8 protein-coding genes and 4 pseudogenes are annotated in these 12119 nt (G+C 63.9%); 4 read left to right on the top strand and 8 right to left on the bottom strand.

Going from position 1 to position 12119, the window contains the following annotated elements; translation table 11 throughout:
- The 5 genes and pseudogenes from ABZW74_RS22440 to ABZW74_RS22420 form a co-directional block, all read right to left on the bottom strand.
- A partial coding sequence (locus ABZW74_RS22440; RefSeq protein ID WP_355279487.1) for an MFS transporter occupies window positions 1–1041 on the bottom strand: 1041 nt, incomplete at its 3' end.
- Between the two features lie 120 nt (window positions 1042–1161).
- A pseudogene (gene dmpG, locus ABZW74_RS22435) lies at window positions 1162–2160 on the bottom strand (4-hydroxy-2-oxovalerate aldolase); the annotation flags it as partial.
- A pseudogene (locus ABZW74_RS22430) lies at window positions 2157–3115 on the bottom strand (acetaldehyde dehydrogenase (acetylating)). The pseudogenes dmpG and ABZW74_RS22430, both read right to left, overlap by 4 nt.
- A gap of 11 nt (window positions 3116–3126) precedes the next feature.
- Window positions 3127–3921: a fumarylacetoacetate hydrolase family protein gene (locus ABZW74_RS22425; protein WP_355279485.1), complete on the bottom strand. Its 795-nt coding sequence runs from the start codon at window positions 3919–3921 to the stop codon at window positions 3127–3129.
- On the bottom strand, window positions 3918–4547 hold the full coding sequence (locus tag ABZW74_RS22420) for a helix-turn-helix domain-containing protein (protein WP_355279483.1): 630 nt from the start codon (window positions 4545–4547) through the stop codon (window positions 3918–3920). Before ABZW74_RS22420 ends, ABZW74_RS22425 begins: the two co-directional genes overlap by 4 nt.
- Window positions 4548–4698: 151 nt before the next feature.
- On the opposite strand from ABZW74_RS22420, the gene ABZW74_RS22415 reads away from it, so the two are divergent.
- Complete coding sequence (locus tag ABZW74_RS22415; RefSeq protein WP_355279480.1) at window positions 4699–5067, top strand: hypothetical protein; 369 nt, start codon at window positions 4699–4701, stop codon at window positions 5065–5067.
- 201 nt (window positions 5068–5268) lie between these two features.
- A pseudogene (locus ABZW74_RS22410) lies at window positions 5269–5583 on the top strand (IS21 family transposase); the annotation flags it as partial.
- Between the two features lie 63 nt (window positions 5584–5646).
- Here the strand turns inward: ABZW74_RS22410 and istB (ABZW74_RS22405) are convergent.
- The 3 genes from istB (ABZW74_RS22405) to ABZW74_RS22395 all read right to left on the bottom strand — a co-directional run bounded on the left by istB (ABZW74_RS22405) (window position 5647) and on the right by ABZW74_RS22395 (window position 9253).
- A complete protein-coding gene (istB, locus tag ABZW74_RS22405) occupies window positions 5647–6513 on the bottom strand; it encodes an IS21-like element helper ATPase IstB (protein ID WP_240862888.1) in 867 nt (288 codons plus the stop codon).
- The gene (locus ABZW74_RS22400) at window positions 6510–7859 is read right to left on the bottom strand and encodes an IS21 family transposase (protein WP_240862886.1); all 1350 of its coding nucleotides are present in this window, start codon (window positions 7857–7859) and stop codon (window positions 6510–6512) included. Before ABZW74_RS22400 ends, istB (ABZW74_RS22405) begins: the two co-directional genes overlap by 4 nt.
- Before the next feature lie 114 nt (window positions 7860–7973).
- Window positions 7974–9253 (bottom strand): IS3 family transposase gene (locus tag ABZW74_RS22395; RefSeq protein WP_355279476.1). Its coding sequence is split into 2 segments (ribosomal slippage): window positions 7974–8971 and window positions 8971–9253, totalling 1281 coding nucleotides; the frame shifts between segments, so codons are not numbered across the junction.
- Window positions 9254–9356: 103 nt separating this feature from the next.
- Between ABZW74_RS22395 and ABZW74_RS22390 the strand changes: the two are divergent.
- Both ABZW74_RS22390 and istB (ABZW74_RS22385) read left to right on the top strand, forming a co-directional pair.
- Window positions 9357–10574: pseudogene (locus ABZW74_RS22390) on the top strand (IS21 family transposase); the annotation flags it as partial.
- Window positions 10571–11341 (top strand): IS21-like element helper ATPase IstB, encoded by a 771-nt coding sequence (gene istB, locus ABZW74_RS22385; RefSeq protein ID WP_240860161.1) that lies wholly within the window; start codon window positions 10571–10573, stop codon window positions 11339–11341. The pseudogene ABZW74_RS22390 and the gene istB (ABZW74_RS22385), both read left to right, overlap by 4 nt.
- Window positions 11342–12119 lie beyond the last annotated feature (778 nt).

The raw sequence follows: 12119 nt of genomic DNA, 5'->3' as shown, positions 1-12119 counted from the left end.
AAACGCACTCGCCATGATCCTGCTCGCCTGCGGACCGGTCACCCTCGAACTCCCATACCACACCCACACCCACCCACATCCATGACAGAAGAGCCCATATTTCAAACCCGCCCACGACACCAGGCGCGGAGTGACTGTGGCCGTGGGCATCACCACTGCTGCCACGGGGATCAATGCGATCGCCGCCAGTAGTGGGCTGTATTCGAGGATGAGTTGCAGGTACTGCAACCCTACGAAGAAGAACCCGAAGATGGCCATGAACTGGGTCAGCACCACGATGGCGCCCGCTCGGAAGCCGGGGAGCCCGAACAGCTGCGGGTCCAGTAGCGGGTGGTGGGTGCGCATCCCTTGGACCGCGTAGACGACGAAGCCGAGAACGCAGACTCCAGCGCAGATGAGGACCGGGAGAGTCGTCCAGCCACGATCGTTGCCTTCGATGATCGCGAAGACCAGGGTGCCGATTGCGATAGATGTTGCCAGCGCACCGATTACATCGAACTTGTGGGGGTCGTGATCACGGGTGTTCGGCGCCAGGGCTGCGGCGGCGACTGCGGCCACCACGCCGACGGCGGCGCTCGTGACGAAGATCGATTGCCATCCCCAGCGTTCAAGCAGCGTTCCGGCGACGAGCATGCCGATGATCGCTCCTGCTGCGGCGAATCCCGACCAGATCGCCACTCCCTTGCTGCGCTGTTCGGGCGGGAAGGTGGCGGTGATCGTCGACAGGGTGCCGGGCATGATCATCGCTGCGCCAACACCCATCACCACCCGTGCTGCGATCAGCGAAATCGTGGAGTCCGCGCATGCGGCCGCCAAAGATGCGGCGGCGAATACGACCGCGCCGACAATGAGTACCGTGCGCCTTCCGATACGGTCGCCGACCGCACCGAGCGGCAGAACCAGCGCCGCCAACGCGACGGTGTACCCGTCGGCGATCCAGGTCAGGGCCGTGTTGTCCGCCTCGAGACTGATCGCCAGGTCGGGGAGCGCGAGATTGAGCGCTGACACCGAGGCCACGACAAGTATGAGCGCCAGGCACATCGCGAAGAGCACTCCACGGTGCCCCCACCGTCCGGACGGCAGATCGACACCGGCGGTGGACGATGGCTCAGACATTGGCCGTCGCGCATCGACGACCTCAGACGCCTGCGTTCGACTGCCGGCGAGCAGGTCGAGCGCGATGTCGACGAGCATGTCTTCTTGGCCACCCACCATCCCCCGGCGACCGGCTTCCACCAGCAAGCTGCGGGCATCGATGTCGTAGCGTTCGGCGATGGTCTCCGCGTGGCGCAGGAAGCTGGAGTACACGCCGGCATAGCCCAGGGTCAGCGTTTCGCGATCGACGCGCACGGGCCGGTCCTGCAACGGGCGGACGAGGTCGTCGGCGGCGTCCTCGAGCGCGTTGAGATCACAGCGGTGGTCGATACCGCTTCGCGTGGCGGCCGCCACGAACACCTCCAGCGGCGCATTGCCTGCACCGGCGCCCATTCCGGCCAGCGACGCGTCGACACGATTGGCGCCATGCTCGACCGCCACCAGCGAGTTGGCCACACCCAGTGAGAGATTGTGGTGCGCGTGGATGCCGATCTCGGTGTCGCCGTGCAGAACTCCACGCAAAGCGTCGCAGCGCTCAGCGATGTCACGCATGGTCATCGCACCTCCGGAATCGACGACATACACGCAGGTGGCGCCGTAGGACTCCATCAGGACGGCTTGGCGGGCCAGCTCCAGCGGGGTGGCCATATGACTCATCATCAGAAAGCCGACAGTGTCCATGCCGAGTTCGCGGGCAGCCGCGATGTGCTGGGCAGAGATGTCTGCTTCGGTGCAGTGTGTCGCGACCCGCACTGTTCGTGCGCCCGCGCGGTAGGCATCCTTCAGATTGCCTACGGTTCCGATCCCGGGTAGCAGTAGCGTCGCAACTGCGGCGCGTTCGACCGCCCCGGCGACGGCTTCGATCCATTCCAGGTCGGTGTGGGCACCGAAACCGTAGATGCAGCTCGAACCCGCAAGTCCGTCGCCGTGCGCGACCTCGATCGAATCGACACCGGCGGTGTCGAGCGCCGTCGCGATGGCAACCACTTGCTCGGTCGTGTACTGGTGTCGGATCGCGTGCATGCCGTCTCGCAGGGTGACGTCGCTGACGTAAATCGCGGTCATGAGGTGACTCCGGTGGACTGGGTGGCGTAAGCGGCTATGCGTTCGGCGGTGGCTTTGGCGGCCGAGGTCATGATGTCGAGGTTGCCGGCGTACGCGGGCAAGTAGTGTGTTGCGCCGGTCACCTCGAGCATCGTGGTGACTCGTGTGCCGCTGAACTTGCCGGTCTCGGGAATGTAGAGCGGGGTATCGGCGGTGAACGTCTCGAATTGCACGCGTTGCTTGAGCCGGTAGCCGGGGACGTAAGAATTGACCCGTTCGACCATCTCGATGATCGACGCTTCGATCGCCGAATGGTCGGTGTCCCCGTCGACGAGGCAATACACGGTGTCGCGCATGAGGATCGGCGGGTCGGCCGGGTTGAGAATCATCACAGCTTTTCCGCGTTGCGCGCCCCCGACCTCGCGCAGCGCGGTGGCGGTCGTCTCGGTGAATTCGTCGATGTTGGCGCGAGTTCCCGGGCCCGCTGATCTGGAGGAGATCGAGGAGATGATCTCGGCGTACGACACGGGGGGGGGACTGCGCCGACGGCGGCAGCGATCGGAACGGTCGCCTGCCCGCCACACGTCACCATGTTCAGGTTCGGCGCATCCAAGTGTTCATCGAGGTTGACCACCGGCACGCAGAACGGGCCGATTGACGCCGGCGTGAGGTCGAGCACCCGAACCTTGGTGGGCTCGAGTTTGCTCCAGTTGGCGCGGTGCGCACCGGCGGAGGTGGCGTCGAAAACCATTTGGACATCGGCGAACTCGTCCATGGCGAGCAACCCGTCGACACCTTCGGCGGTGGTGGCGACCCCGAAACGCTGGGCACGCGCCAAACCGTCGGAGTTCGGGTCGATCCCCACCATGGCGACCACCTCGAGGGGCCCGTCGCTGCGGAGAATCTTGATCATCAGATCGGTGCCGATGTTTCCCGAGCCGATGATGGCAACGGGATAGCGCTGTGTTGTGGTCATCATTGGTTCTCTCAGGTGAAGTCGATGGAGACGCGGCCCAGGCCGGACAGGTCAGCGGCCGCTGCATCGCCGGCGTGGACGAACACGGCCGCGGTGATCGATCCGGACATGACGAACTCTCCGGCCTGCAGCCCGGTGTCGAATGCGGCCAAGGCGTTTGCCAACCACGCCACCGCCTCTGCGGGGTGCCCGAGGACCGCGGTGGCAACGCCGTTGTCGACCTGCCGGCCGTTGACGTGTAGAGATGCGGAGATGTCGTCGAGGTCGGGTGCGTCGTTGATCGGCACCCAGGGGCCGAGGACAACTGCGGCGGAGCTCGCGTTGTCGGCGATGGTGTCGCACAGGGTGATTCGCCAATCAGTAATCCGGCTGTCCACGATCTCCAGGGCAGCGGCCACCGCATCCGTCGCGTCGAGGACATCGGCAACGCTGACACCTGGCCCTTGTAGGGGTCGGTTGAGCCGGAATGCGATCTCCGGCTCAACCCGCGGCGCGCACAGCGTTGACAGCCGAATCGAGCCACCGTCGGGAAACACCATGGTGTCGAGAATGAATCCGTAGTCGGGCTCGTCGACTCCCAGCAAATGCTGCATCGGCGCGGACGTCAGACCGATCTTGCGGCCGACCAGCCGCGCACCTCCGCCGAGCAGGCGATGCAGATTGCGCTGTTGGATCGCATACGCGCCGGCGACGTCGAGGTCGGGGATGCTGTCGCTCAACGGAGGAATGGGCGAACTGTCGGTCAGCGCGTTGTGTAGCCTGTCCGCCCAAACATCGAGGTCGGCGGTGGGTAGGGGAGAGTTCATGAGTCCTCGTCTCGGGTTGCTTCGGCGAGTTGGAGCGCGGCATCGATGACCATGCGGCCATGGAGATCGAACATGGCGGGCAGATCGACCGAATCACCGCCGATCTCCTTGGCGATGAAGAGTCCGTCGGCACCTGCCATGGCATAGGTGGCGAGTTGATCGAGCGCGGCAGCGTCGAGATCCGGAGATATGTCCATTGCCGCTTCGCGCAGTTGGTTCTGTGCTTGCGCACGTACCTGGAGGTACATCTCGCGGGCGCGTGGTTCTACGGGTCTCCGTTCCAACGCGAGCATGAGCCCCAGCCGCAGAAAGTCGGGTGACTCGAGTAGCGCCTTGGCAACCTGCATTGCCATCTCGGCGACTCGGTCACGGGGCGTCCCGTCCTCGCGCATGTTCCACGCCGAAAGCCATCGACCGAAGCTTCGCTCGATCACCGCCGCGATGAGGTCGTCTTTGTCGGCGAAATGCCAGTAGATCGAACTCGCCGGCAACCCACACCGCTTGCTCACCAAGTTGATACTGGTTCCCTCGTATCCGCGTTCACTGGCGATTTCGGTTGCCGCATCAAGGATCTTGGACCTCGACGCCTCCCCGTTGGCGCGCCGCCGCCGCGATGTGTCTGCCATTGATTCGCCCTTCTGACAACCGTGAACAAGGTCATCTCTTGCCGTAGCAATCACTACAGTAAGTCCTTGACGGCTCTCGGTCATCGCTGACGCTCCGGACCCGGGTCCGAACGGAGGGAGGTCGTCGAGTCAACCAAACGGTTCGACCACGATGGATGCCGACCAAGTCGGCGAGTTGCTCGGAGGAATCTTTGCAAATCAGCTCGCGCCCGCGAAAGATCTGGTCGCAGAACTCCGTCGACAGCACCCCGGGGTTGAGGATGCCTGTCTTATTCCAATTATCAAGCGGCATTTTACTATTCAGCTCAAAGCTGACCTGAATGGCGACGAGCCTGCGCAAACTGTCGTCACGACCGTAGCAAGGCTCGCGATGTGCATTGCCACAGTGCGAGGGATCGTTCCACATACGGAATCCGAATTCCATGCGATGGGTGAAGACATTCTTCGTGGTGCAACCAAAATTGCAAACGCTTACAGCAGAGCCGAAATGGCGCAGTCCGCCGCATGTCGACGGCCATGAAAAACTGCCCGTGTGCGGCCATGAAAGTGCCCGCTGACGGCCAATAAGGACTGCCCGCTGGCGGTCAGGTAGGTGCCCGTTGGTGGCCACGATTTTGCCCACGTCTTCTTGTTGATCCGGCGCGTCTGCGCTGTGGGGGCCTCTCCCGTTGGTTTCGATGTCGATGCCTAGTCGTATCGGAACCTCACGAGAGAGACCCTCTTGAAGTCTGACGGAGAACTCATGGACATACTCAATGCCTACGACCTGACGGGGTCGTATCGGGCGGCGGCCGCGTTGTGCGGCTGCTCCCATCACACGGTGAAGAAGGCGGTCGAGGATCGGGCTGCGGGGTTGGCGCCGGCGGTGCGCCGGGCCCGGCTGATCGACGATTTCCTACCGCAGATCGAACGATGGGTGACCGAGTCACGCGGCAAAATCCGCGCCGATAAAGCACACGAGAAACTCGTCGCGTTGGGTTTCACCGGCGCGCAACGCACCACCCGCCGTGCGGTCGCGGAAGTGAAAACCCAATGGTGACGGGACTCGAAAATTCTCCCCAGATGTGCTCACCGAAATTCCCCACCATGCGGGCGGCTCCTACTGTAGCGTCCGCCGGGTTGGTGCGGTAGCTGCCCGCTGGTTCTGGGTGCGGGCGTGGTGGTCACGCAGTCGGTAGGAATCCCCGTCGAGTTTGAGGACGACCGAGCGGTGCAGCAGCCGGTCGAGCATGGCGGCGGCGACGGTGGTGTCGCCGAGGACTTCGCCCCATTCGGCCACCGAGCGGTTGGTGGTGATCACGACACTGGTTTTCAAATATCGTTGTGCCACAACTTGAAACAATGCTGACGCGGCCTCGGCCGGCAACGGAAGATACCCCAGCTCATCAATCACGAGAAGAGTTGGTCCGGCGAAGAACCGCATGCAAGTGGCCCAGCGTCCCTCGATCGCCGCTTTGTGGCAGCGCGCAGCCAGATCGGCGGCGGTCGTCACGTAGGTGCGGTATCCGGCGTGCACGGCGGCATGGGCCAACCCGACGGCCAGATGCGTTTTGCCGGTACCGGGCGGGCCGACGAGCAACACGTTGGTCGCCGATTCCAGGTAGGCGCAGGTGCCGAGTTCGCGGATCAACGCCCGGTCCACCCCGGGAGCGGCGTCGTAGTCGAAACCCTCGAGGGTGGCCGGGGTGGGCAGGCACGCGAACCGTAGTCGACCGGCCAGTCGGCGGGCTTCGGTGGCGTCGACCTCGATACCCAGCAGGTGTTCGAGGGTCTGGGTCATCGACCAGTCCTGCTCACCAGCGGTCTGCAGCACTTGCGGCAGGGCTTCGGCGGCGGCCTCGAGTTTGAGGGCCGCGAGATGTCCACGCAGTTGCTGATACACCGAGATCGCTGACTGTGACTGTGGCTCAACAGTATTCGACTCGGCCGCGGTAGCAGTCGGTGCGGTTTCCTTGGTGGAGGTCATGGCAGGTGGGTCCTGTTCTGTGCGGCGCGTTCGTAGACGCTCATGTCGATCACCGACGCGGCAGCGTCGGTCGTGGATGAATCAGTGCTGTTGTGGCGCAACGCATCTGCAGCCTCGCGGGCGGTGTCGCCGGGTGGGATGCGTTCCTTGCGGCGATGCGGTCGGCGACTCGAGGACGCGCTGGCCTGGGCCAGGGTGTCCAGGGCCACGACATGCCCGTGATCACGCACTTGAGCCCCGGTCCCGGGTGCGGCGAGGCGATGCCGCGCGATGACGATGCCCGAGGCCGTGGCGATGTCGATATAGCCGCCGCCGAGACGCTCGGCCACGGTGACCTCGCTCATCGCCAGTTCCGGCGGCACCGAGTACTGGTTGCCTCGCCACGCCACCAGCGCCTGACGCGACACTTTGCGCACCTCGGTGACCGTGGCCGGGTACGGGGCCGCTGGCGGGGCGCTCAGGGGCTCGCGTTTGGCCACGGTGGCCACGTTCGACCGGCCATCTTTGGTGCGGCGCATCCGCACATCCGAGCGGGTGCGGCAGAACGTGTCGCAACTCGTTTGGGCCTGTTCGGGGGTGATCTCGTCCGGCACGGTGCGCCACCAGCGTTGCGCGGCAGTGTGATTGGACTTCTCCACGATCCCTTTGCGGTTGCCGCGTCGGGGTGGGCAGACATCGACCGACACGCCGTAATGCTTGGCGACCCCGGCGAACTCGGTCGTCAACCTGCCGCTGGCCGGGTGACACACCGTGGCCATCCGGTCGAACCGCCACGACTTCGTCACGCCGCCGAGTCTTCGGGTGATTCGGTCGATGCCGGCGATCACGTGCGGGCGGGTCATATCCGGAGCCAGATAACCGCGCCACCGACCCGAATGCGATAAGGTGCCGACTAGTAGGAATGCTGTTGGACCCCAACCCCATTCGGCTGGAGCATTGGGTAACTCCACCCAATCCCACTGGGTTTCCTCACCCGGCGGATGCTCGATCACCGCATTCGCCCGTTCGGTCACCTGGGCGCACGCCTGACACTTCGGGCGCAGTCCGCGCAGGCGGATCTGGCGGGTCAAGGTCTGATACGACTGATCGAACCCGAGGTCCTCGAGTTCGTCGCATAGCGTGCGCGCCCACAGATGTGGATCCTCGATCAACCGCGCCGTCACATAGGCCAGATATGGCTCGAACGGATCGACCTCTGGCTTCTTGCGTTGTCCCGGAACACGATCCCCCTTCAAGTAGGCCCGAATCGTCTTCCTGTCTCGTCCGGTATGGCGGGCGATCGCCGAGATCGACCACCCCCGTTTGTGCAATGCGTGTACTTCCACATCGTCCTCCCGTGTCAACATGAAAAGCGGGCCTCCCGTGTGCTGGTGAGTGGTCAGAGACCATCAGCGTCACGGGAGGCCCGCCTTAACTGGCGGTGCCACGCGGGATGATCCCTCCCGGCATTTCCGGAGAGCTCATGTTGTGAGTGCTTCCTCCGGATTGAGGGTGCGCATGCGATCGTAGTGGAGTTGCTCTGCCCGGTCGGGGGTGAGGTCGTGGCAGTAGCTGTGTGGCCGTTCTCTGTTGTAGAACGCCACCCATTCGGCGGTGCCCAGGGACAGCTCGGTAGCTCCATGGAACAGGGGCTGGTTGTCGACCAGTTCGTTCTTGTAGTCCGAGTTCACCGATTCGGCCAGGGCATTGTCGAAACTGTCCCCGACGCTGCCGATAGAGGCCGCGATCCCGTCCTCGGCCAATCGTTGCCCGAACACGATGGCAGTGTACTGCGATCCGGCGTCGCTGTGATGGACCAGTTTGCTCAAATCGACTACCCCGCAACGCGTTCTGCTGTCTATCGCATTGTTAATCGCATCGGTCACCAAGTTCACCGTCATCTCCGTAGCCACCTTCCAACCGACGATCTTGCGGGCGAACACGTCAGTCACGAATGCAGCGTAGGCCCAACCGGATTCGGTGCGGCAGTACGTGAAATCGGCCACCCACAGGCGGTTAGGTGCCGCGGCATAGAACTGCCGGTCGACCAGATCCGTCGGTCGCTTGGCCGCCGTGTCAGGAATGGTCGTGCGCACCCGCTTCTTCTTGATCGCGCCGTGCCATCCCATCTCCCGCATGACCCGCTCAACCGTGCACCGAGCAACATCTAATCCGTTGCCGCGCAGCATTATCCACGTCTTTCGTGAGCCCAGAACGCGGGTCAGGGGTTTGTTCTTGCGGAGCATGAAGATCGCATCGATGACCTGCGCGTCAGCGCGCATACGCACGCTTGGCCCGCGGTTGATGTGGTCGTAGTATGTGGACGGGGCGATGCGCCAGCCGTGCTCAGACAGCACGGCGCACATCGAATCGACTCCCCAGATAAGACCATCCGCAGCACCCACCCGGTGTCCCTGATGGGTGCGGATGAAGTCCACAATTACCGGTGTGGCCGGTCGATCTCGGCCGCGAAGAAAGCCGACGCCGCCTTCAGAATCCCGTTGGCCCGTTTGAGCTCGGCGACCTCCTGTTTGAGCCTGCGGATCTCCTCGTTGTCGGCCTTCGCGGTCGCGCCCTCAGCATCAGCGGCCGGGGCCTTACGAACCCACTGACGAACAGTCTCCGCCGAGGTCACCCCCAGCAGATCCGCGGTCTTGCGCATCGCCGGCCACTCCGCCGACCCTTGCGCCACCAACTGGGCCACCATGTCCACGGCGTCTCGCTTTAACTCAGCCGAGTACCGCTTCGATCCTGCTGCCATAGGTTTCATCCTCCCTTGAGAGGAGCCCTCCGGAAACCCCGGGACGGATCAGGGTGGGGAATTTAGATGAGCATCACTGGGGAATTTTCCTGAGCGCCGTCAATGGCGACTGGGGAACACACGAGTCCACCGGCCGTGGATCACCGAACCCGGGCTGTGGTTGCAGTACGACTTCGGTGACGGCCCACTCGTTGATGGCCGCAAGGTCGTGTTGTTGGTGGCGTGGCTGGCGTGGTGCCGGTATCGGGTGGTGATCCCGTTGCGTGATCGGACCGCGCCGAGCGTGTTCGCCGGCCTGGACCGGGTGTTCCGGATTCTCGGTGGCGCCCCGACGTATGTGTTGACCGACAACGAGAAAACCGTCACCACCGGGCATGTCGCCGGGGTTCCGGTCCGCAACCGTGATGCGGTCAGCTTCGGCCGCTTCTACGGCGTCAGCGTGCTCACCTGCGAGCCCGCCGACCCCGCCACCAAGGGCGGGGTGGAAAACGCGGTGAAGCTGGCCAAAGCCGATATCGTGCCGACCGACACCAACCTGCTCGACGCCTACGAGTCGTTCACCCAGGTGCAGGCGGCGTGTGAGCAGTTCATGGCCCAGATCAATGATCGGGAGCACCGGGCAACCGGGCGGCGTCCGGTGGAGATGCTCGCCGAGGAACGACAGCGGTTGCATCCGATCCCCGACATGCCACACACGACGGGGTTGGGAGTGACCCGCCGGGTTCCCGACAACACCCCGATGATCACCTTCGACCACTGTCAATACTCGGTTCCGGCAACGCTATTGGGTCAGTCGGTGTGGGTGCGGCACCATTCCGGCAGCGATGAGGTCATCGTGTGCGCCCTGGATGCGGGTGGGCCGAGCGAGGTGGCCCGCCATGCCCGAACCACTCGGGGTATCCCGGCCGTCGATGACGCCCATTTCCCCGGGTATCACCCGAAAATGCCGGGCGACTACCGGATTCGGGCCCGCACCGATGCCGAGCGGTCGTTCCTGGCGATCGGTGAGGGTGCGGGGTTGTGGTTGAAAGAAGCCGCTGCCGTCGGGACCGAACGCATGTTTCAGAAAATGGCCCACGCCGTCGAGTTGGCGGCCCTGCACGGCCACACCGATGTGGACTGGGCACTCGGGCATGCCGCGGTGCATGGCCGCTTCGCCACCGGTGACCTCGACTCGGTACTGGCCAGCAAAGGCCTCGACCTGACCCGCGCGCACGCCTCGGAAACCACCTCACTGGCACAAGGCACCAAAGGATGGAACATGCTGGGCACCACCATGATCGACAACAGTGATGACGTCACCGAGGAGGATGGTCGATGACCACGACACTGGCATCGTTGCCCGCCGAGGTGGAAGCGTTGATGAAACAACTCCGCCTGCCCCATGCCCGCGCCATCGCCGCCGAGGTGCTGGCGACCGCACGCGCCCAACGCTGGGACCCCGCCGACGTCCTCAAAGCACTCCTCGACGAAGAGGCCGCCGGCCGCGCCCGCTCCATGCTCGCCTCCAGACGCAAAGCGGCGAGCTTCCCGACCGGCAAAACCTTCGACGTGTGGGACGAGACCGCCTCCTCTATCCCGATCCCCACCCAACACGCCCTGCAAACTCTCGAATGGGTCGGTCGGCGGGAGAACCTCGTGGTGTGTGGGCCCGCCGGGACCGGTAAAACATTCTTCCTTGAAGCCCTCGGGCAGAAAGTGATCGAAGCGGGTATGCCGGTGGCCTGGTTCAGTCTCGAACAACTCGGCACCCTCGTGCGTGCCCACCGGGCCGATGACACCCTCGGCAAAGCGATCGCCAAAATCGTGCGCGCCGAACTGATCGTCATCGACGACGTGGGCCTGCTGCCGGTGGGTACCGATGCCGCCGAAGGGCTCTACCGCGTCGTGGAAGCCGCCTACGAACGCAAATCCGTCGCCGTGTCCTCCAACCTGCACCCGTCAGGATTCGACGAGCTGATGCCCAAAACGCTGGCCACCGCCACCGTGGACCGGTTGCTGCACCACGCACACCTCTGCCAAACCAGCGGCGACTCCGTGCGCCTGGCCCAAGCCCTCACCGGGAAAGGAGTCACCGCCCTGACCTAACCCCAACTCGAACCCGGTGGTGGTCTCGTGGGCACTTTCATGGCCGCCACCGGGCACCCCCACGTGACCGCCTACGGGCAGTCTTGATGGCCACCAGTGGGCAGTTCTACATGTCCCTTGACAGCCGCATTCGCCGGTCTCGCTGGATTCGCGAAGTATGTTCAACCGGTTGTCGTTGAGCTTGTCTTCAATTGGATGGCGTTTGCGAAGCCGAAGCAAGCCGGACCCGCACGGGACGCCTTTAAGATGGCACGATCGAAGGTGTGGCGCGCCCGGCATGACAAAGACGTCGGTGCTGCGGCTGCGGCGGGCATGTCGGGCGCCATGAGGAAGGGTATGGACGCAGGAGCGCCAAGGCTCATAGTGAGACAGGTGGTTCGCGCGTTGCGTTCGTAGTCGAACCGGGGGTCCTCAAACTGTTTCGTCACAGTGACGTAAGTGAAGAGAGGCGGAAGGGGGCAAGTGTTTACGGGGAGGCCGACCCTTCCTACGCGACGTCCCGCACGGGTCTCGGAACCTGAAGGACATGCGGGCCGCCAGGCCACACGAGCCTCATGCGCAACGCCAGGCCTCGGGAGCAACGCACTTGTCACGGCCCGCCAATCTGATGAAAATCAGGGCACCGTAGATGACAATTCGCCAATCTCGCTGACGGTTCACAGTGGGCGCATCGAACTGGAAAGGGTAGTGCCCCGTGGAGTGGTGGACTTCGGATCGGCGTGGAATCACGCGTGGTGATCAACGAGTCATGTTGAATGCTAGGCGGTTTGGTGGGATT

The sequence above is a fragment of the Gordonia sp. NPDC003585 genome (assembly GCF_040610755.1).
Lineage (GTDB): Bacteria > Actinomycetota > Actinomycetes > Mycobacteriales > Mycobacteriaceae > Gordonia.
Note: the sequence above shows the minus strand (reverse complement) of the source record. Positions and strands in the feature narration are given on the sequence as shown.